11 protein-coding genes are annotated in these 21988 nt (G+C 65.7%); 9 read left to right on the top strand and 2 right to left on the bottom strand.

Translation table 11 applies throughout. The features are described 5' to 3' along the window. The first annotated feature begins 45 nt into the window (after positions 1-45). Both ychF and ACY34H_RS06315 read left to right on the top strand, forming a co-directional pair. Positions 46-1137, top strand: coding sequence for a redox-regulated ATPase YchF (ychF, locus tag ACY34H_RS06320; protein ID WP_464976632.1), 1092 nt, complete (start codon positions 46-48; stop codon positions 1135-1137). A gap of 578 nt (positions 1138-1715) precedes the next feature. Further along, positions 1716-10736, top strand: coding sequence for an Ig-like domain-containing protein (locus tag ACY34H_RS06315; RefSeq protein WP_464976631.1), 9021 nt, complete (start codon positions 1716-1718; stop codon positions 10734-10736). A gap of 68 nt (positions 10737-10804) precedes the next feature. Here the strand turns inward: ACY34H_RS06315 and ACY34H_RS06310 are convergent, their stop codons facing one another. Further along, positions 10805-11758, bottom strand: coding sequence for an alpha/beta fold hydrolase (locus ACY34H_RS06310; protein ID WP_464976630.1), 954 nt, complete (start codon positions 11756-11758; stop codon positions 10805-10807). 247 nt (positions 11759-12005) lie between these two features. Here ACY34H_RS06310 and ACY34H_RS06305 point away from each other — a divergent pair, with 247 nt between their 5' ends. Both ACY34H_RS06305 and ACY34H_RS06300 read left to right on the top strand, forming a co-directional pair. Further along, positions 12006-13577: a hypothetical protein gene (locus ACY34H_RS06305; RefSeq protein WP_464976629.1), complete on the top strand. Its 1572-nt coding sequence runs from the start codon at positions 12006-12008 to the stop codon at positions 13575-13577. 297 nt (positions 13578-13874) lie between these two features. Then, positions 13875-14069, top strand: a complete 195-nt coding sequence (locus ACY34H_RS06300) for a YqaE/Pmp3 family membrane protein (protein WP_464976661.1) — start codon at positions 13875-13877, stop codon at positions 14067-14069. Positions 14070-14108: 39 nt separating this feature from the next. Here the strand turns inward: ACY34H_RS06300 and ACY34H_RS06295 are convergent, their stop codons facing one another. Then, a complete protein-coding gene (locus tag ACY34H_RS06295) occupies positions 14109-15722 on the bottom strand; it encodes a methyl-accepting chemotaxis protein (protein ID WP_464976628.1) in 1614 nt (537 codons plus the stop codon). A gap of 154 nt (positions 15723-15876) precedes the next feature. Here ACY34H_RS06295 and ACY34H_RS06290 point away from each other — a divergent pair, with 154 nt between their 5' ends. The 5 genes from ACY34H_RS06290 to ACY34H_RS06270 all read left to right on the top strand — a co-directional run bounded on the left by ACY34H_RS06290 (position 15877) and on the right by ACY34H_RS06270 (position 21985). Next, complete coding sequence (locus ACY34H_RS06290; RefSeq protein WP_464976627.1) at positions 15877-17097, top strand: helix-turn-helix domain-containing protein; 1221 nt, start codon at positions 15877-15879, stop codon at positions 17095-17097. Between the two features lie 74 nt (positions 17098-17171). Next, positions 17172-17855 carry a Vgb family protein gene (locus ACY34H_RS06285; RefSeq protein ID WP_464976660.1) on the top strand — a complete coding sequence of 228 codons (684 nt, stop codon included), beginning with the start codon at positions 17172-17174 and terminating at the stop codon, positions 17853-17855. 78 nt (positions 17856-17933) lie between these two features. Then, positions 17934-18737, top strand: coding sequence for a DUF899 domain-containing protein (locus tag ACY34H_RS06280; protein WP_464976626.1), 804 nt, complete (start codon positions 17934-17936; stop codon positions 18735-18737). Positions 18738-18795: 58 nt separating this feature from the next. Then, positions 18796-19377 carry a hypothetical protein gene (locus tag ACY34H_RS06275; RefSeq protein WP_464976625.1) on the top strand — a complete coding sequence of 194 codons (582 nt, stop codon included), beginning with the start codon at positions 18796-18798 and terminating at the stop codon, positions 19375-19377. Positions 19378-19522: 145 nt separating this feature from the next. Then, positions 19523-21985: a beta strand repeat-containing protein gene (locus tag ACY34H_RS06270; RefSeq protein WP_464976624.1), complete on the top strand. Its 2463-nt coding sequence runs from the start codon at positions 19523-19525 to the stop codon at positions 21983-21985. The last annotated feature ends 3 nt before the right edge of the window (positions 21986-21988 follow it).

Here is a 21988-nt window from a genome sequence, read left to right as displayed (position 1 = left end):
CAGCACCAGCCCGGCGACGGCGTTACATATTTCACAAGGAATTCCATGAGTCTCAAATGCGGCATCGTCGGCCTGCCCAACGTCGGCAAGTCCACCCTCTTCAATGCGCTGACCAAGGCCGGCATCCCCGCCGAAAACTACCCGTTCTGCACGATCGAGCCGAACGTCGGCGTGGTCGAGGTGCCGGATCCGCGCCTGAAGCAGCTGGCCGAGATCGTCAAGCCGGAGCGCATCGTCAATGCGATCGTGGAATTCGTCGACATCGCCGGCCTGGTGGCCGGTGCGTCGCAGGGCGAAGGCCTGGGCAACCAGTTCCTGGCCCACATCCGCGAAACGGACGCCATCGTCAACGTGGTGCGCTGCTTCGAGGATGAGAACGTGATCCACGTGGCCGGCAAGGTCAGCCCGCTGGACGATATCGCCGTGATCCAGACCGAGCTGGCGCTGGCGGACATGAGCACGGTGGAAAAAACCATCCATCGTGAAAACAAGAAGGCCCGCTCCGGCGACAAGGAAGCCGCCAAGCTGGTCACGCTGCTGGAAAAAGTGCTGCCGGCGCTGAACGACGCCAAGCCGGTACGTGCGCTGGGCCTGTCCGACGAGGAAATGGCGCTGATCAAGCCGCTGTGCCTGATTACGGCGAAGCCGGCGATGTACGTGGCCAACGTGTCCGACACAGGCTTCACGAACAACCCGCTGCTGGACCAGCTGACCGACTACGCGGCTTCCCAGAATGCGCCGATCGTGGCGATCTGCGCCGCCATCGAAGCGGAAATCGCCGACCTGGAAGACGCCGACAAGACCGAGTTCCTGGCCGACATGGGCATGGACGAGCCGGGCCTGGATCGCCTGATCCGTGCCGGCTTCAAGCTGCTGGGCCTGCAGACCTACTTCACCGCCGGCGTCAAGGAAGTGCGCGCCTGGACGATCCACGTGGGCGACACCGCCCCGCAGGCGGCCGGCGTGATCCACACCGACTTCGAGCGCGGCTTCATCCGCGCGCAAACCATTGCATTCGACGACTTCATTGCCTTCAAGGGCGAGTCCGGTGCCAAGGAAGCGGGCAAGATGCGCGCCGAAGGCAAGGAATACGTCGTGAAGGATGGGGATGTGCTGAACTTCCTGTTCAACGTGTAACGACAAGGCTGGAATCCGCTGGATTCCGGCGAATGCCAGAAACCCCGGTTTTCCTTGCGGAGCCGGGGTTTTTTCATGGCCTGTCATTTCCGCAGAACGACGGATTATCTGCCTCACCGCCGATTCACATGGGTAAATAGCATCAAATACGCATTTGCCCCTGTCTATTCTCTGTTTTAAATTATGTTTTTATGTCATGCATTTAATGCATGACAATATATAAAGCGAAAACACGGCTGTGTCCACGTTGCCACAAGAGCCAAGTTAATACTTGGTAGCGTTTGACGTCGATACCCGTCCGTCCTAGTATCTCCTCAGTAATACATTCTCTAAAATATTTTTACGCCATTCCGCCAGGATACCGCCCTGCGGGAAACGTGCGTCTCATCACGTATGTATTGCCATTATTTTCTGGCAATCTTGACATCGTTTATTGTTTCTTCTGCACCGGATTAATAATGCCTACTTCCTCCTGTCAGCAATTCCCCTCCATCGCCCGGAATATCACGAAGTCTTCCCTGCAATGCATGCTGGCTGGCGGCATTGGCGCCGTCGAGCTAAGCGGTGGTCGAAAGGAAGTGGCGTTTATCGACGCCTGCCTGGACGATTATCGGATCCTTGTCGATAACATCCGCGAGGGAGTGGAAATCGTCATCCTCGATAGCGATGGCGAGGCGATTGCGCAGATGGCGGCCTGGGCTGCAGGCAGTGCCGGATATGATGCCATTCACATCGTGAGCCATGGCGACGAAGGGCGGGTGCAACTCGGCAACACGGTGCTCGATAGCGATACCGTCCATGCGAGAGCGGGTGAGCTGCTTGCGGTTGCGGCAGCGCTTGGCGGCAGCGGCCAGATGTTGTTTTACGGGTGCAATGTCGGCCGCGGCGCTGCCGGGGAAGCATTTATCGATCATCTCGCGGCGACCATGCAGGTGCCGGTCGCTGCGTCCAGGACGCCGACGGGGCCCCGTGAACTGGGCGGAGACTGGTCGCTGGACGCCGGTGCACCCATCGGGATCGCGCCGCTGTTTGCAGACGACTGGTCCGTCTATGGCCATCTGTTGCCGATCCCGATCATACGGGATGCCGCCGGTAATATCTGGGTCAGGCCCGGCGGTACCAGCTATAGCTGGACCTTCGGCGAGGGATTATCGCCCGCCGACATGAGGACCAATGCGGCGGTCACGCATATCAGCTTTGGCAACGCGGATTTTCCGGGCAATACGACTGACTGGATTCTTACGCGCGGAAAGTTCCAGTACAGCGCGGACGGCGGCGGCTCATGGACCGATTACGCCTATCCCGGCTTTAGCATCAATTTTGTTCCGGTCACCGGGACAATCTGGCGCTTCATCGACCAGTTGCCGAACGATACGACGACGACGAATAGCGTGTCCACTTCCTGGAATGTCGTGGGTTATCCCGGCCAGGCGGTAACGAGCGGCTCCACGATCGTGCCGGACCATGCGCCGACCGACATCAACACGAACAAGACTGTCTTCTTCAGCGATGCGGTGCAGGGAGAAACCGTTGCGACGTTGACGCCTGTCGATACCGGCATGACGAGGAACGGCTATTGGGAAATCGTCGGCCAATCCGTACCCGGCCTGTTTACCGTGACCTACGACAGTTCGATCGGCAATACCGCCACGCTCAAGGTGGACACGGGTGCCGTTCCGGCCATCGGCGATACCGCGACCGTCACGGCCCGCTATTACGATACCTACCAGACCGACAGTGCCGGCAATCCGCTCAATGGCGAGGGTTACACCAGGACATTCACGCTGACATCGGTCGACCCGGTATCCACCGACCTGAACTTCGGCAACGACCTGAATGTCAGCACCACGGCGCCGGAAAGCCAGACCAGTCCCGCGATCACCACGCTCAGCAACGGTAACTTCGTCGCGGTATGGCAGTCGGCGGGCCAGGATGGCGAGAGTTCAACCAAGAACGGCATCTACGCACAGCTTTACGGCAGCACCGGCAATGCTGTCGGCAGCGAGTTTGCCATCACGGCTGCCGGGAATGGTATCGATGAGACTGTGCCTGCCGTGACGGCGCTGGACAATGGCCGCTTCGTGGTGGCGTATGCCACTGCGTCCGCGAGCAATGGCCTGGAAATCGCCTACCGGATCGTCGAGGCAGACGGCACCGCCGGCACTGCGAGGATTGCCAACACCACTTCCGCTGGCGACCAGACGATGCCCGCCATCGCGGCGCTGGCGGATGGGTCGTTCGTCATGGCCTGGGCTGCCGCCGATGGCGTGGTTCGCGGGCAGGCATTCGACGCCACCGGTGCGAAATCCGGGGGGGAGAAGGTGTTTGCCAGCGGCGGTGGCGGCTTCACGAATCCGGCTGTCGCTGCCCTGGCTAACGGCGACTATGTCGTCACCTGGGGCGATGCCCAAACCGGCAATATCCAGGCGGCGCTCGGCACCGACCCGTCCACCATCCTGCAGATAACAAATGATGGCATGGCATATTCGTGGGACACGGGTGCTCCGCTGCCGCGGGTGGCAGGGTTGAAGGATGGCGGATTCGTCATTGCCTGGGACAGCTATGCAGGCGATGCTGTGAACTGGCTGCAGACCGATATCTTCTATCGCCAGTATGCAAGCAGCGGCAGTCCGCAGGATTCGATCAAACAGGTCAACACCGAATCGGCGACCGGAACCTACAAGTTCGAGGCCGCCGTGGCGGCTTTGTCGGAAGGCGGCTTTGTCATCACCTGGCACGCGGATACCGGCGACCATGACCAGAACGGCATTTTCGGCCGGCGCTATTCCTCGTCGGGAACCGCTCAGGACAACAGCGATTTCGAAATCAACCAGTACCGGCGCGGCGACCAGAACTCGGCGGTCACCACCGGGCTGGCTTCCGACATGTTTGCCACCGTCTGGGTCGACGAAGCGTCGGATACCTCGTCCCCGGGCATCGAGGGCAGGGTGCTCCTTCTCGCCAACGACAGCCCGACACTGACGGCGATGGCCGACCTGGCTGGCGGCGCGGAAGACACGCCACGGACGATTTCCTTCGCCGACCTGGCTGGCGCCGGCGACGACAGCGATACGGACGGCACGGTCGATGCTTTCGTCGTCAAGGCGCTCGTCTCCGGTACGCTGAAGATCGGCACCAGCGCACAGGCAGCCACCGCCTGGGCCGCGGGCAGCAACGACAGGATCGACGGCACCCACCATGCCTACTGGACTCCCGCGACCGATGCGAATGGCACGCTAAACGCCTTTACGGTCGTTGCCAGGGATAACAACGGTGGCGAGTCCGTCGCTGCGGTGCCGGTCCGGGTCGAGGTCGCGCCGATGCCCGATGCTCCTGTCATCATGGAGCTGGCGAACGACACTGGCGATTTCACGCTGGGTACGCCTCAATACATCGACAACCAGGACAATCAGGCAGTTGCGAGCATTACCGACAGCGATTCAACAGATTTCAACAATGGCTATCTGAACATCGCCAGGACGGGCGGCGCGGGCGCCAGCGACGGTACATTCTCCTTCGACGTGGAGGACAATACCGTCAAGGCCGGTGCCACGCTCAACGATGCGGACGGTATCATCTCGATCGGCGACACGATCTATGTCAATATCGTCAATGCTGGCGATACCTGGGTCGCCATCGGCCAGGTCCATGGCAGCGACGACGGACAGGGCGGCCATGCACTGCGCATCGACTTCGACAGCGCGGATGCCACGCCGGAAGCGGTTGCCGTGTTCCTGCAATACCTGCAATACACCGCGCCGACGGCCGGCGCGCGCGAATTCGGCGTGACGATCGATGACGGCGACGGCGGCACTTCGGCCCCCGTGACGTTCACCATGAATGGGCAGGACACCAGCGCGCCGCAGCTCGACGCCGCACAGCATGCGCCGCTGGACAATGCCACCGGTGTCGCGATCACCACCTCGCCACGGGTGGCGTTCGACGAAGACGTGCAATTCGGCACCGGCAAGATCACCCTGGTCAGGGTGTCGGATGGTGCGGTGGTCGAGGAGTTCGACGTTGCCACCGATAGCGGCACCGGCAACGGCAAGGTTGCCATTGCCGGCGGCACGCTGACGATCGATCCGACCGCGCCGCTTGATTACGGCACCCAGTATGCGATCCGCATCGACGCCACGGCGATCGAGGACATGGCCGGCAATCCGTTCGCGGGCATTGCCGACAGCACCACGTACAACTTCACGACGGGGCTGCCGGCGCCCACGGTGGCGATCACCAGCGACAAGGCAACGCTGAAGGCCGGCGAGACCGCGACGATCACGTTTACCTTCAGCGAGGTGCCGACCGGCTTCGATGCCGGCGACGTCATCGTCTCGGGCGGCAGCCTCGCCAGGCCAGTGGCGGATGCCAACAACAGCCTGGTCTACACTGCGACCTTCACGCCGGCTGCCGACACCCAGAACCTCAGCGCGGCCATTTCGGTGCGCGCGCAGGGATTCGTCAACGCGCAGGGTACGCTCAATGCAGCCAGCACCGTCAACGTGGCAATGACAGGCGACACGCGCGCGCCGGAAGTGGCGATCAGCAGCAGCGCGCCCGCGCTGAAAATCGGCGAAACCGCGACCATCACCTTCACCTTCAGCGAAGATCCGGGCAGCAGTTTTGCCTGGGATGGCAGCAGCGGCGATGTCGTCGTCAGCGGTGGCACGCTGGGCGCCGTCTCCGGCAGCGGCCTGACCCGCACCGCCACGTTCACCCCTGCGGCAAACACCAACAATGGCGTGGCCAGCATCACCGTCGCCAATGGCGCCTACACCGATGCGGCAGGCAACGGCGGCGGTGCCGCTGCAACGCCGTCGCTGACGTTCGACACCCTGGCACCCGCGGCGCCGTCCGTGCCGGACCTCGACGCCGCCAGCGACACCGGCAGCAGCAGCACGGACAACCTGACCGTCGATACGACGCCCACCTTCACGGGCACGGCGGAGATCGGCGCGACGGTCACACTGTACGATACCGATGGCACGACCGTTCTGGGCACCGACACGGCCGATGGTTCCGGCAACTGGACCATCACGTCGAGCAGCCTGGCGGCTGGCAGCCATCACATCACTGCCAGGGCGACCGATGCGGCAGGCAATGCCGGGACGGCGTCCGGCGCGCTGGCCGTCACGATTGCTGCCGCGGTCGCGCCGACACTGGCGATCAGCAGCAACGTGCCTGCGCTGAAGATTGGCGAAACCGCCACCATCACGTTCACCTTCAGCGCCGATCCGGGCAGCAGCTTTGCCTGGGATGGCAGCAATGGCGACGTCGTCGTCAGCGGCGGCACCCTGGGCGCCATCTCCGGCAGCGGCCTGACGCGGACTGCCACATTCACCCCCGCGGCCGCCGCCAATAACGGCGTGGCCAGTATCACCGTCGCCAATGGCGCCTACACCGATGGCGCAGGCAACAGCGGCAGCGCCGGCACCTCGCCGTCGCTGGTATTCGATACGCTGGCGCCGACCGTTGCCATTGCCTCCACCGCGACGAGTTTCAAGGCCGGCGAGACCGCCACCGTCACGTTCAGCTTCAGCGAAGTACCGTCCGGCTTCGCGGAAGGCGATATCGCCGTGACCGGCGGCACGCTCAGCGCCTTCGGCGTCACCGCCGATCCGAAAGTCTATACGGCGATCTTCACGCCGTCGGCGGACCTGAACACCCTGGCCGGCACCATTGCGATTGCCGGCGCGACCTTTACGGATGCCGCGGGCAACCAGAACACGGCCAGTACCGGCAATGTGAGCATCGCCGGCGATACGCTGCGGCCGCTCGTCTCCGACGCGCATCTCGCCATCGGCGGGGCCACCGGCACGGCAGGCGCGTTCAAGGCGGGCGATACCGTGACGGTGACCTGGAACAATACGGCGAGCGGCGACAACAACCCCGATGCGGGCAGTGTCGCCGTCGACTTCAGCCAGTTCGGCGGCGGCACGGCCGTGGCGGCAAGCAACGATGCCGGTACCTGGAGCGCCGCCTACACCATCGCATCCGGCGCTCTCGATGCCGCTGGCCGCAACGTCGCCGTGACCGTCACCGACCATGCCGGCAACAGCAGCACGGGGGCTGATTCGAGCGATGCAGCGGTCGACAACCAGGCACCCACCGTCACGGATGCCGCCATTGCCATCGGTGGCGCCGGAGGCGTCAACGGGATCTACCGGATCGGCGATACGGTCACCGCCACCTGGAACAATACGGCCGCAGGCGACAATAACGGCGATGCCGCGAGCGTCAAGTTCGACTTCAGCCAGTTTGGCGGCGGCATGGTTGCGGCCACGAATAACGCCGGCATCTGGAGCGCCACCTACACCCTGGCCGATGGCAGCATCAGTGCGGCCGGGCGCAATGTTTCCGTGACGGTGTCCGACGACGCCGGCAACGTCACAGGCCGGGCCGACAGCAGCAATGCCCACGTGGACCTGGTCCGCGCCGGCGTCGGCAGCATCGGCGTGGCCGGTACGCCGGCAGCCGATGCGGCGGAAGTCGACTTTACGGTCGTGTTCAACGAAGCGGTCACCGGCGTCGACGCGGCCGATTTTTCGCTCGGCAGGAGCGGCAATGCCGTTGGCACCATTGCCAGCGTCAGCGGTTCGGGCACCACATACACCGTCCGGGTCAATGGCATCAGCGGCGACGGCGGCCTGCGCCTGGACCTGAAGAATGCGGGAACCGGTATCGCGGACATGGCGGGCAATGCCATGTCCTCCGGCTATACGGCGGGCGGCACGCACGGCACGTCGTTCAATGCCGTGCCGGTCATCACCAGCAATGGCGGTGGCGCAACGGGCGTCGTCAGCCTGGCCGAACGCAATGCCGCGGTCACCACCGTGGCTGCCAGCGATGCCGACCAGGATGTGCTGACCTACAGCATCGTCGGTGGAGCGGACCAGGGCCGCTTCGACATCGACGCCGTGACGGGCGCGCTGCGGTTCAAGACCGCGCCGACGGTGGCGGCGGCGAGCGACAGCGACCACGACAACAGTTACCAGGTCGAGGTCAGGGCTGCCGACAGCAGGGGCGGCAGCGATACCCAGGCCCTGACGATCAATGTGCTGGCCGATCTCGACGGTGACGGCACGCCGGACGTGGCGGACGATGATATCGACAACGACGGGCGCAGCAATGCGGCCGAGGACCCGGTGCCGGGCGCCAACGGCGGCACGGGCGATGGCAACGGCGACGGCATTGCCGACAGCCGGCAGATCAACGTGGCGTCGCTGCCGACCGCGGTGGCCGGCAATCCGTTCGCGACGCTGGCCGTTGCGGAAGGGCTGACACTGACCAGTGTCGGCGCCACGGCTGCTCCCGGCGGCTTGCCGAGGAATGTCAAGCTGCCGCTGGGCCAGCTGGATTTCACCATCGGCAACGTGACGCCGGGTGCCACGGTGGAGATGAGCATCTATGTGGATGCCGCATTGAAGGTCAACGGCTATTTCAAGCAGGACAACAGCGGCAAATGGGTCAGCATCGCCAAGTCGGTGACGACCGTCGGTACCAAGACCAAGATTACCTTCGACCTGGCGGACGGCGGTCCGCTCGACAGTGACGGCATCGTCAACGGCAGCATCACCGATCCGGGTGGCGTGGCCTTGATCGCGCCACTGATATCGAGCAACGGCGGGGATGCCGTGGCGGCTGTCAGCATGCGGGAAAACACGACGTCCGTCACGACGGTGAGCGCCACGGCGCCGGGTGTCGTGACGTACGCGATCAGCGGCGGCGCCGACATGGCGAAGTTTGCCATCGATGCCAGTACCGGGGCACTGAGCTTCATCGTTGCACCGGACTTCGAATCGCCACAGGATGCCGGCGGCACGCCGCACGACAATACCTATGTGGTGGAGATCAGCGCCGCCGGCGATGGCGGGATCGACCGGCAGACGCTGAGCGTCAGCGTGGCCGACGCGGATGAAACGCCACCCGCGCCGCCGGTCGTGCCGCCGAAGACCGACACCGTCGACGGCGTGACAGTGGGCACCGGAACGGTGACCAACAGCGATGGTTCGGTCAGCCAGGTGGTGACGATCCCGGTCGTGGTGCCCGAGCGGCCTGAAGTCGTCGGCAACAACACGGTTGCCGACATCCCGCTCGTCAAGGCAGCCGATGGCAGCAGCCTGCTGACGGCTCAGGTGCCGGTCGGCTATGGCCTGACCGTGACCGGCACGGGAACGCCGCAGGCCGCCGGCAATTCGCTGGCCGGCCTGATCCGCGAGATCAGGGCCCATACCGAGGCGGGCTCGCTGGACCAGAACCAGCTCACCGGCGGTGGCTCCGGCTTCCTGGCGAGCCTGCCGACCGACGCGCCGCTGCTGGTGCAGACCATCGTGCCGACGACCGCGTCGAATGCGGCGGCACCGGCGCAGCCGCTGGTGATCAGCGCCGCGCCGCAGGCGGCGAACCAGCCGATGACGGCGCTGGTGATCGACACCCGCGGCCTGCCTGCGGGCATGGAAATCCAGTTGCAGAATGTCGAGTTTGCCGCCGTCATCGGGGCCGTCAAGGTCACTGGCGGGGCCGGCTCGCAGCATGTCTGGGGCGACGGCAGCAGCCAGCACATCATGCTGGGCGCCGATGACGACGAACTGCATGGCGGCGCGGGCGACGACATCGTCGGCAGCGCCGGCGGCAACGACAGGATCTTCGGCGACGAAGGCAACGACGTGGTCTTCGGCGGCCAGGGCAACGACACGATCGACGGCGGCACCGGCATCGACACGGTGCGCCTGGCCGGCACCGGACGCGCCGACTATACCTTCCGGGTGGAGAACGGCATGCTGACCGTGACACACCGTAACGGTGGGGCCGACGGCACCGACACGGTGGCGAATGTCGAGAAGCTCGACTTCGGCGGCGCCGCTGCCGATATGAGCGCAAGCGGCGTCATCTCGCGCATGTACGACGCGATGTTCGATCGCGTGCCCGATCCCGCAGGGCTGGACTATTGGGTAGCGATGAACGCCGGCGGCATGTCGCTGAGCGACATCGCGGCCCGGCTCGTCGCCTCGATGGAAACGGACGCGTTGCTTGGTGCGCAGGACAATGCGGCGTTCCTGGAAGGGCTGTACCAGCGCGCACTGGGGCGCCCGATCGACGGCGTGGGCCGCGAGTACTGGTCCGGGCTGCTGGAGCAGGGCAAGGTCGACAGGGCGGACGTCATGCTGGCGATCGCCAATTCCGCCGAGAAGCTGGATCGGGACGGGGCGTCCGGGCAGACGCTGGACTTCAATCTCACTGATGTGGCCACGCTCGTGCGCATGTATGACACGCTGTTCGACCGCAAGGCCGATGCGGGAGGCTTGAACTACTGGATTGCGGCGGGCGAGGACGGCATGGGCATGCGCGACATTGCCCGCAGCTTCGTCCACGATTCCGAGGCGGCACCGGTATTCGGCGCCATGAGCAACCTGCAGTTCGTCGAATACCTGTACGAGACGGGCCTGGCGCGGCAGGGCACTGCCGCCGAGGTGGCCGCATGGGCAGGGCAACTCGACAACGGCACGATCGACCGCGGCGACGCACTGCTGAGCTTTGCGGATTCGGCCGAGAAGATCGGGCTGGTCGGCGTAATCAGCACGTCGATCGAGACAGCCTGACGCGATAGCCGGCATGCGTGGGCGGCGACTGCTCAGCCGCCTTCGTCATGCCGGCACAACCGGCGCGTTTACGGTGCCTGCCGGATGAAGCCGGCAAGCGCCGGTACCACCTGTTCGGGTGCCTCGTCGATCAGCCAGTGCCCCGATCCCTTGATGATCACGCTCTGGACATTGTCCGCGTACATGCGCGCCTGCTTGCCGAGGAAATCGCCGGCCGATTTCTCACCGGCGATGGTCAGCACCGGCATTGTCAGCTTCGTCTGGCTCATCGGGCCGAAATCGGCCGCGTCCTGTTCGAAACCGCTGAAGTAGGAAAAGCCGGCGCGCATGCCGCCCGGCTGCGCATAGGCGGCGGTGTACAGCTTGCGGTCCGCTTCGGAGATCGATTTTTTCTTGTCGGCGGAGAAGTCGTTCCAGAAATGCTCGAAGTAGATGCGTTCGCGGCCCTTCACCAGTGCCAGCGGCGTCTCGCCATAAAAATGGAAATGCCAGACTGCCTGGGCAGGAAATGCATTGCGCCAGTCACCGACGCCGGGAACGAACGCATCCATCACGACCAAGCGGCTGGTATCGGCTGGAAACTGCGCCGCGTAGCCGTAGGCAACCATCATGCCGATATCATGGCCGACCACCGCGGCCGGTTCGCTGCTGACCGATTTCACCAGTTCATGGATATCGACCGCCATCGTCTTCTTGTCATAGCCACTCTCCGGCTTCTCCGAGCCGCCGGCACCGCGCAGGTCCGGCACGATCACGGTGTGGTTCTTGACCAGTTCACGCATGGCCGGTGCCCACATGTGGCCCGTCTGGGCATAACCATGGAGCAGCACCACCGGCGTGCCCTTTCCGCCGATCTTGTAGTGCAACCGCACGCCGTTGACCTGCGCATACTTGTCCGTGAATCCCTCGACTTTCTTGTCGATCGGCGGCGCGGCATGCGCAACAGGTACGCACAGCGCGAGCGCGAGTGCGGCAATTGTGCGAAGAACGGGAATAGACGTCGAAGTGCAGCGGGTATCCATGATGCTCTCCAGGGAATGTAGAAAGGCATGGCGAGTATTGGCGGTCGCACGAATCATCATGCGCCTGCCGCAATCAAATAAAAAGTCAAATTCCAACTCTTTTGGGGGAGGCGGACGCGCTCCTGCGCGATTTCCCGGCCAGCGGCATGATTCAGCCAGTCGAGCCGCACCGGGCGCTGGCGGAACAGTACTGAAGTAGAATGCAGCTCACTCGCGCAACAAGAGCCGCAAGCGTTCCAGGAAGCCCATGACCATCAAGCCGCCATCAGCAAGTTTCGACAATTTCGGCCAGCAGAACGCTGCGCAGCATCGCGAACTGGCGCATTACGTCGCCAATGATGTCACCTTTCCCACCGCCTACCTGAGAGCGGTGGCAGCCATCGCCAGCTCGGACGGCATCCTCAACGTGGCCGACTTCAATGCCCTGAACGATGTCGCGGCGCTGATGAACGATTCGGCGCTGGCACGGGTGGTATTGCTGGAATGTGTCGAACACCCGTTGAACTGGAAGGTGGCCTTCGATGACCTGCATGCGGCGTCCGACGGCATCGACCAGGCAACCGCCGCGGCGGCGTTCGAGGCGGCCCGTGCGCTGTTGTCGATCCAGGGAACGCGCAGCAGGGACATGGCGGGCCATTTCGCCGAAGCGCTGCGCTATCAGCTCCGCCCCGGGGAGCTCGAAGCTTTTCCGGCGAACGAACAAAGCCTCTGGAGCAAGGTGAGCCTGGGCTCGTCGCGCATGCTCAAGGGGCGCAAGTATGCGGACCTGGCCGACCTGTGCGTTCGCGCCACCGGCGACCTGGCACTGGCGGGCGCCGTGCTCGAATTCGAACAGGGAACGCTGGACAAGGCGGAACTTTCCCGGCGCATGACTGCGGCGTGCGCGCGCGTCAGCCAGGAAATTTCGGCATTCAACGACCGTATCGCGGATTTCGAAAGCTCCAGCGATACCGCCGCCGCCTTTCTCGCATCGGCCCACGGCTTGCAGAAGCAGGTCGGCCAGCGCCTGGCCATCGCCGATGCGCGCATCACCTTCGAGCGCGAGACGTTCGACGAAGACCTGGAGGAAGCGATCCACGACGCGGGCAATGCGTTCGAGCGCGAGGTCGTCGACCGCCTCAATACCGATCAGTGGAAACGCGCGGCGACATGGGAGAGCATCGCCAAATCCACGTTCGGCAAGGAACTCGAACGCAGGGTAAACCGGATCATCTCCCGGCGCGAACGATCGCTGCAGCTGATCCACGAAGACCTGCGGCTGTTCCAGGAAGAGATGGCCTTGTCGCGCAGTACGATCCTGAAGCGGCTGCATCACACCGAACTGGCCGGCGCGGCGCCGGCACTGCGCTGGGGAACGCGCCTCAGGAACGGCGCCGAGGATGCCACCAACATGACGCTGAAGGTGGGCGGCGCGGCCGCCATCGGCACAGGCGCGGCAGCCTACTTCCTGGGCGCCGCCGCGGTGATGCCGGTGATCGCGCCGGTCGCGCCCATCGTCGGCGGCGCGCTGCTTGTTGCGGGGGTGTTCAAGTGGATGATGAATCCCGCGGAGCGCAAGCTGGACGAAGTCGGCCACCAGCGCGAAGTGTTTGAAAAAGCGTTTCGCGAGCAGCTGGACGCAGCGCGCAGGGAGCTGGCGGCACAGCTCGATGCCACCGCGCAGCAGTTCCATCAGGCCGCCGAGCGGATGGTGCAGCCGGTGATCCTGGAAGCCCAGGCCGCGGACCGGCTGGCCACGCTGCACCTCACGATGGCGCGCAGGCTCAATGAGCATTCGCAGAAGGCGCTGGCAGAGATGCTCGCGGCGCTTCCCGACTGACGCGATGGCATCGGACTGCCGGATCGGAATCGGCGAGGTTCTTTCGCATGCGTCCGGCCGGTCGCTCACTCGGCTGCTCGGCCAGGGAAACGATGCCGTGGAGTACGATGTGATAATTGTTGAGTTTTGCCGGAAGCTGGCTGCTGTAGCATGACCGATGCAACCATCGATGCAGCCGCCCGAGCGGCTGTGCCGATGCCGTTGCAGGGATTCGGCAAGCCGCACCTGCCGACAACAGTAAACATGACCATTGCCCCGGCGCCGCGCCAACGCGGGGGCTTACACAAAGGAAGATTCATGCGTCTCATCATTGCTCTCATCTTGCCCTGGCTGACGTTCTTCACCATCGGGCGTCCGATCGCGGGCGTGATCTGCCTGATCCTGCAAGTCACCCTGATCGGCTGGCTCCCGGCAACGATCTGGGCTGTCTATGCGCTCAGCCAGTACAAGACCGACCAGAAGATCGAAAACGCTCTTCGGGAACGGCACTGACTTGCCTGGCCGGCCCGGCGGTCATCGCCATGGGCACCTTCACATCCGCGCAGCCGGCAGCATACGCACCGCTGGCCTGCGTCCCGATGCCGCAGTTGCCGGGCCTGCAACCGCCACTGCCGTGGCATCCAGCTTGAACACCCCCACCACCTGCGCCAGCGTGGCTGCCTGGTCCTGCATCGCCCCTGCCGCCGCGGCCGATTGCTCGACCAGCGCGGCATTCTGCTGGGTCGCTTCATCCATCAGGCCGATGGACTGGTTGACCTGCTCGATGCCGATGGCCTGTTCCTGCGTCGCGTGGGTGATGTCGGCCATGATCTCGGTGACGCGGCGGATCGATTCGACGACCTGCTCCATGGTCGCGCCGGCCTGATCGACCAGCCGGGTGCCGGCGTCGACCTTCTGGACCGAATCGCCGATCAGGCCCTTGATCTCCTTGGCCGCCGCGGCCGAACGCTGGGCCAGCGTGCGCACTTCGGAGGCCACCACCGCGAAACCGCGGCCCTGTTCGCCGGCGCGCGCCGCTTCCACGGCGGCATTCAGCGCCAGGATATTGGTCTGGAAGGCGATGCCGTCGATGACGCCGATGATGTCGACGATCTTGCGCGACGATTCGTTGATCGAACCCATCGTCGTGACGACCTGGCCGACCACCGCGCCGCCTTCGGTGGCAATCCTCGACGCCGCGATCGCCAGCTGGTTGGCCTGGCCCGCATTGCCGGCATTCTGCCGCACGGTGCCGGTGATCTGTTCCATCGAGGCCGCCGTTTCTTCCAGCGAAGCTGCCTGCTGTTCGGTGCGGCGCGACAGGTCCATGTTGCCGGCGGCGATTTCTCCCGAGGCGCCGGCAATGGTTTCGGTGCTGCCGCGCACTTCGGTGACGATATTGACCAGGCTGTCGTTCATGTGACGCAGCGCGCGCAGCAGGGCGCCGGTTTCGTCGTTCGTGGCGGCGTCGATCTTCCGCGTCAGGTCGCCGCTGGCCACCGTTTCGGCCAGCTCGACCGCTTCGCGGATCGGGCGCACGATGCCGCGCGTGAGGACCCAGGAACACAGCGCGCCAAGCGTCACCGCCGCGGCGGCCACGATGCCGATCATGCGCGCGCTGTTCCGGTTGTCGGCCTGGATGTCCGCGGCGATGGCGTCGATGTGGCGCTGCTGCATCTTGACCAGCTTGCCCAGGGTGCTCTCATAGATGTCGGCAGCCGGCAGGTACTCGGTGGTCAGGATGCGCGCCGATTCGTCGGCGTCGCCATCGGTACGCGCCTTGATCGCCTTGTCCTTGGCCTCGGTGTAGGCCTTGCGCAGTTCGCCGATGCGCTTGAACAATGCGCGCTCTTCCTCGCTTCCCAGCAGCGGCTCGATCTGCTGGATCAGTTCGGACGAGCGGCCGGAAGTCTTGGCGCCGTCCGCCTTGAAGAACTCCGCCAGGCTCTGATCGTTGCTCTTGACGATGGCGGCGGTGCGGCGTACCGCGGCGAACGTCTGGGTATGCCATTCGCTCATCAGGCGTTCCTTGACCAGTGGCGCGGCCATCATCGCGCTGGTCTCGTTGCCGATCGCGTTCAGGCGCCAGATGGCGGCAACGGCGATCACCACGGTGAGGGCAAGCACCAGCGTAAAGACTGCGCCAAGGCGCTTCCCGATATTCATGTCAGCAAATGCCTTCATTGCTCAAACCTTCCCGATATTTTTCAAAGGGCGGGATTGTAGCGTTCAGGATCACGATTTTTCGATGTCATGTGGTAACTACTTATTTCTAGAGGCAACACACCGGATGGGCCGCCGGGTAGTGTAGCCTTGCGTCATGGACTCCCTGATCTCCGCTTCCGCGCGCGCGCTGGCCGCTGGCGATCCGCTTGGCGCCTTGAACCGGATTGCGCTGCGCGACGATCCGGCGGCACTGGCGCTACGCGGCATCGCCATGGCCCAGCTGGGCGAGCACCCGCGTGCGCGCGAGCTGCTGCGGTCGGCCGCGCGCGGCTTCGGTGCGCACGAAGCACTGGCGCGGGCCCGCTGCGTGGTGGCGGAAGCCGAAGTGGCGCTGGCCATGCGCGACATCGGCGGATCGCCGCGCCCCCTGGCGCTGGCCGCCGCCACGCTCGATACCCATGGCGACCTTGCCAACGCGCTGCAGGCGCGCCTGATCGCGGCGCGGCGCCTGCTGCTGCTGGGCTGCCTCGACGAAGCGGAGGCGGCGCTGGCGCGGCTCGATGCACGCGGACTGCCGCCCGCGCTGGCGGCCGTCGCGGCATTGATCGCGGCCGAGCTGGCGCTGCGCTCGCTGCGCATCGATGCGGCGCGCAGTGCCCTGCAGCGGGCGCACGCGGCGGCTTCGCAGGCCGGCATACCGGTGCTGCTGGCCGAAGTGGACGATGCGCGCGCGGCGCTCGTTCGTCCGGCCGCCCGCCGTGTGGCCGCCGGCGGGGCGCAGGTGCTGCGGCTCGACGACGTGGCAGCGCTGCTGGCTTCCGACACGCTGGTGGTCGATGCCTGCCGCCGCGGTGTCGGTGCCGGCGCCACGTGGCGGCCGCTGGCGCGCCGGCCGGTGCTGTTCGCGCTGGCGCGCGCGCTTGCCGAGGTGTGGCCCGGCGGCGCCAGCCGCGAAGCGCTGATTGCGCGGGCTTTCCGAATCGGGCATCCCGACGACACGCACCGGGCGCGCCTGCGGGTCGAGATCGGCCGCCTGCGTGCGTTGGCCGCGCCGCTGGCCGACATCGTGGCGACCGCGCAGGGCTTCGCGTTCCAGCCTCGCGATGGCCGCGGCCTGGCCCTGCTGGAGCCGCCCATCGATGGCGACCAAGCCGCGCTGGTGGCACTGCTTTCCGATGGCGCACCGTGGTCCACCTCGGCACTGGCGCTGGCGGTGGGCGCGAGCCAGCGCACTGTCCAGCGCGCGCTTGCCGAGCTGGAAGCGGGCGGGCGGGTACGCGCCGCCGGCGGCGGGCGGGCGCGCCGCTGGCTGGCGCCGCCATTGACGGGATTCACGACGATCTTGTTACTCCCCACTGCGCTGCCGATTCGCTAGAGTGGTCTCGCGGCGCCCCTTTCGCGGCGCCATTCCAGGAGACCAGAACGATGAGCAAATCGATGAGCAAGGAGATGAGCAAGGCGAACGGCGGCAGCGCGGCACGCAGCGACAGCCAGCCTGCCGAGATCGTGCGCGAGTATGGCCCGTTCGCCGGCGCACCGCCGATCCATGGCGTGACGCACGACGGCACGCAAGTCTGGGCCGCCACCGGCGCCGGCCTGGTCGCCTTCGATCCGGCCAGTGGCGCGGTGACGCGCTCGCTCGACCGCTCCGGCGACGCCGGCACGGCGTTCGACGGCAGCCACCTGTACCAGATCGCCGAGGCTCGCATCGACAAGATCGATCCCGCCAGCGGCGCGGTCGTGGCGTCGATTCCGGCGCCGGGCAACGGCGGCGACTCCGGGCTGGCCTGGGCCGAGGGCAGCCTGTGGGTGGGGCAGTACCGCGAGCGCAAGATCCACCAGATCGATCCGGACAGTGGCGCGATCCGCCGCACCATCGAAACCAACCGCTTCGTCACCGGCGTGACCTGGGTCGACGGCGAGTTATGGCACGGCACCTGGGAAGGGGAGTCCAGCGACATCCGCCATATCGACCCGCGCAGCGGCGCCGTGCTGGAACGGCTGGAAATGCCGCCGGGCGCCGGCGTGAGCGGGCTGGAATCCGATGGCGCGGAGCTGTTCTATTGCGGCGGCGGGGCGAGCGGGAAGGTGCGCGCCGTGCGGCGTCCCAAAGCGGCTTCCGGGGGTGGCTGACGGTGCCGCGCAGCGTGCGGCACCCGTCTCACAACGTTCCATTCCATTGACACGGCTCGGCGAGCCAGGGAGCACACCATGAATACCGCGATTTCCGAAGTGAGCAACGCAGTCCGTACCGAAGCGCAGCCGAACGGCCATGCCGTGGTTGCCAGGAACCAGTGGCTGGCCGCGCGCAAGGCGCTGCTGGCGCGCGAGAAAGAACTGACACATTTGAAGGACGCGGTCGCCCGCGAGCGCCGCGCGCTGCCGTGGGTGCGCATCGACAGGGAGTATGTTTTCGACGCGCCGGCGGGGCGGCAGACGCTGGCCGGCCTGTTCGACGGACGCAGCCAGCTGCTGGTGCAGCATTTCATGTTCGGGCCCGGCTGGGAACAGGGGTGCGCCAGCTGCTCCTTCATGGCCGACCACATCGACGGCATGAACGTGCACCTGGCGCAGCGCGACGTCACGCTGGTCGTCGTGTCGCGTGCCCCGCTGGCCGAGATCGAGCGGTTCCGCCGGCGCATGGGCTGGCAATTCAGCTGGGTATCGTCGCACGGCAGCGGCTTCAACGAAGACTTCGGCGTCAGTTTCGCGCCCGAAGCGCTGGCACGTGGCGCGGTGCCCTACAACTATGTGATGCAGCCGTTCCCGAGCGAGGAGGCGCCCGGCATCAGCGTGTTCCACCGGCCCGGCGCGGACGAGGTGTACCACACCTATTCGACCTACGGGCGGGGCGTGGAAGCCATGATGGGAACCTACAGCCTGCTGGACCTGGTGCCGAAGGGGCGCGACGAGCACAACGCGGCTTACACGATGGACTGGGTACGCCACCATGACCGTTACGAGCCGACGCCCGGCGCAAAGGCGGCGGCTTCCTGCTGCCACGCGCAGGCTTGACGCGGCGTGCGGCGGGCGGCGGAAGTGGAAACTGGAAAGCGGAAAAGTGGAAAGCGGCATGGACAACTGGTTGCCCTGGCTGGCGGTGGCGGGTAGCGGCGCCCTGCACGGGCTGAATCCGGCAACCGGCTGGCTGCTCGCCGCGGCATGGGGCCTGCGCTCGGGCGACCGGTCCCGGGCGGTGCGCGCCCTGGTGCCGATCGCCGTGGGCCATGGGTGCGCTGTCGTACTGGTGGGCGCGACCGTCGCATTCGGTGCGTCGCTCGACCGGGCGCTGGTCCAGCTGCTCGCCGCCACGATGCTCGCCGCGGGGCTGGCCGCGCACTGGTCGGGCCGCCGGGCCTTGCTGGCGCGTCTTCCGGCCGGACATGCTGGCCTGGCGCTCTGGTCGTTCCTGGTCGCCATGGCGCATGGCGCCGGGATGATGCTGGTCCCGGCGCTGGTGCCCCTGTGCTTCGGCGCCGCGCTCCCTGCCGCGGGCGGGACACTCCCTTTCGCCTGGGCACCGTTGTCAATGGCGCTCGCGGCCGTGGCGCTGCACATGGCGGCCATGCTTGTCGTGACAGGAGCGATCGCCAGCGGAATATGTCGCGGCATCATGGCCGGCGCGCAACGTTGGCGCGCCGGCAGGCAAAGGTGAAAAAGCCGCGCTCGACGCGGCTTTTTCACGCGATGCAGAATGGTTCAGCCCGACAGATTGTTCCAGGCCATTATCGGTCTTTCGCCGCCCAGTACGCTCTGCATTCCCGAAACACAACCACGGCGTTGATGAAAGGAATGTGGACATGGCAACATTGAACGGCAGGGCGAAGATCCAGGAAATCCCCGACAGTCATTCGATTCGGGGAGGCGGCGCGACAGCGGGCACGCCCGTCATCACCGGCACCGTACATGACGACGTGCTGGACGGCACCAACGGCAGCGACACGCTCGATGGCATCGGTGGCAACGATACGATGGACGGCGGACTGGGCGATGACGAGTATTACGCCGATTCATCGGGCGACGTCATCCGGGAAGTGGCCGGTGGCGGGATCGACACGGTCCATGTCACGGCGAGCCGGTTCACGCTGGCGGCGAACGTGGAGGTATTGAAGTTTGCCGGCACCGGATCATTCACCGGCACCGGCAATGCGCTGGGCAATTCCCTCGTCAGCGGCGATGGCAACGACCGGCTGGAAGGCGGAGGCGGCGACGATCACCTGGCCGCCGGCGCCGGCGACGATGCGATGACCGGCGGCGCCGGCAACGATGGCATGACCGCCACGTCCGGCAACGACGTGTTCGACGGTGGCACGGGGATCGACACCGTGTACGCCATGGCGTCCCGGGACAGCTATACGATCCGCCGGGCCGGTGCCGACGGCCTGATGTTCACCAGCAGGCATGGCGGCGAAGGGCAGACGCTGACGGTGCACAATGTGGAGTTCTTCGGCATGGCCGGAAAATTTCATTCGCTGGCCGCGTTCCTGGCCGAGCTGCCGCCCGACGGCAGCGACAGCATACAGGGTACCGCAGGCAGCGACCGGCTGGACGGCTTCGACGGGAACGATACCCTGGCAGGCGGTGCCGGCAACGATACCTACGTGGTGCGCAATACCGGCACCGTGGTGGTCGAGCTGGCCGGTGGCGGCATCGACACCGCGGAGGTCGCCTATGCCGGCAAGGCATGGCAACTGGCCGATTTCGTCGAGAACGGCCGCGCCGTCGAGGGCAAGCTCGGCGTTTCCATCGACGGTAATGCGCTGGCCAATACGCTGACCGGCAATGCCGGCGCCAATGTGCTGGCGGGCGGTGCCGGCAACGATACGCTCGACGGCGGCAAGGGCAGCGATGTGCTGGCTGGCGGCGGCGGCAACGACACCTATTACGTCGACGCGACCGGCGACACGGTGACGGAGCAGGCGGGCGAAGGGACGGACACTATCTTCACGGCGCTGTCGAAGATCGTGCTTGCAGCGCATGTCGAGAACGCGGCCTACACCGGTACCTCGGCCTTCACGGCCACCGGAAACGCCCTCGACAACGTGATCGCCGGCGGCGGCGGCAACGACAGGATCGATGGCGGCACCGGCACCGATACCTACGTGGCCGACGGTGCCCTGGCCGACTACACCCGCCAGCGCCCCAACGCGACCGATGTCGTGCTCGTGAAAGGCGCACAGAAGATCACGCTGAAGAACATGGAGCAGGTGCAGTTCAGCGATGGCACGCGGACGATCGCCGAGATCTTCCTCAACATGGCGTCAAGCGCCGGCGACACGCTGGTCGGGACCGACGGCAACGATACGATGGACGGCCTGGCCGGCGCCGACCAGATGAGCGGCCGCAAAGGCAACGATACCTACCAGGTCGACAATGCCGGCGACATGGCCATCGAACTGGCCGGCGAAGGTTACGATACCATGAATATCGCGATCAAGGCCAAGGGCAGCTGGTACACCCTGGGGGCGAATATCGAGGACGCCACGGTCACGTCGACCGCGGCGGTGAACGTGGCCGGCAACGCCGCGAACAATACGCTGACCGGCAATGGCGCCGCGAACGTGCTGGCAGGCGGCGGCGGTAACGATATCCTGGTCGGCGGCAAGGGCAGCGACACGCTCGATGGCGGCGCCGGCAACGATTTCTACCGTGTCGACGCGGCCGGCGACACGGTCGTGGAAGCGGCGAACGGCGGCTACGACATCGTGGAATCGACCGCCACGAAACATGCGCTGTCGGCCAATGTCGAGGAACTGCGCTACGCCGGGAAGAGCGCCTTCACGGGTACCGGCAATGCGCTGGACAACGTCATCAGCGGCGGTGCGGGCAACGACAAGCTGACCGGTGGCGCGGGCAGGGATACTTTTGTCATCGGCACGGGCAAGGACACCATCGCCGACTTCGCCACAGGCATCGACAGGCTGCTGATCGATCTCGCGGTCGGCAACGGCAATGCCGTGATCGATGGCGCCGTCGTGGCCGGCGCGCCGGGTGGCTTCTCGGCCGGTGCCGAGCTGGTGATCTTCACGCAGAACGCCGGCAGCCTGACGGCGACGGGTGCCGCCAAGGCGATCGGCAGCGCCAGCGCGGCCTACGCGAATGGCGACACGGCGCTGTTCGCGCTGCATACCGCGACCACCACGGCCGTGTACCTGTTCACCAGTAACGGCGGCGATGCGGTGGTCAGTGCCGCGGAACTGGCGCAGATCGCCACGCTGACCGGGGTGGCCGCGACCAGTACGGGCGACTTCCTGCTCGCCTGATGG

The organism is Pseudoduganella sp. jia 9 (assembly GCF_055502615.1).
The sequence above is the reverse complement of the archived record's forward strand: the minus strand, read 5'-3'. Positions and strand labels throughout refer to the sequence as shown.

Excerpts from the sequence above, each read along its gene's own strand:
- ACY34H_RS06305 (WP_464976629.1), top strand. The coding sequence starts at position 12,006 with ATGACCATCAAGCCGCCATCAGCAAGTTTCGACAATTTCGGCCAGCAG.
- ACY34H_RS06310 (WP_464976630.1), bottom strand. The coding sequence starts at position 11,758 with ATGGATACCCGCTGCACTTCGACGTCTATTCCCGTTCTTCGCACAATT.
- ACY34H_RS06285 (WP_464976660.1), top strand. The coding sequence starts at position 17,172 with ATGAGCAAGGCGAACGGCGGCAGCGCGGCACGCAGCGACAGCCAGCCT.
- ACY34H_RS06280 (WP_464976626.1), top strand. The coding sequence starts at position 17,934 with ATGAATACCGCGATTTCCGAAGTGAGCAACGCAGTCCGTACCGAAGCG.
- ACY34H_RS06295 (WP_464976628.1), bottom strand. The coding sequence starts at position 15,722 with ATGAATATCGGGAAGCGCCTTGGCGCAGTCTTTACGCTGGTGCTTGCC.
- ACY34H_RS06300 (WP_464976661.1), top strand. The coding sequence starts at position 13,875 with ATGCGTCTCATCATTGCTCTCATCTTGCCCTGGCTGACGTTCTTCACC.
- ACY34H_RS06275 (WP_464976625.1), top strand. The coding sequence starts at position 18,796 with ATGGACAACTGGTTGCCCTGGCTGGCGGTGGCGGGTAGCGGCGCCCTG.
- ACY34H_RS06290 (WP_464976627.1), top strand. The coding sequence starts at position 15,877 with ATGGACTCCCTGATCTCCGCTTCCGCGCGCGCGCTGGCCGCTGGCGAT.
- ACY34H_RS06270 (WP_464976624.1), top strand. The coding sequence starts at position 19,523 with ATGGCAACATTGAACGGCAGGGCGAAGATCCAGGAAATCCCCGACAGT.
- ychF (WP_464976632.1), top strand. The coding sequence starts at position 46 with ATGAGTCTCAAATGCGGCATCGTCGGCCTGCCCAACGTCGGCAAGTCC.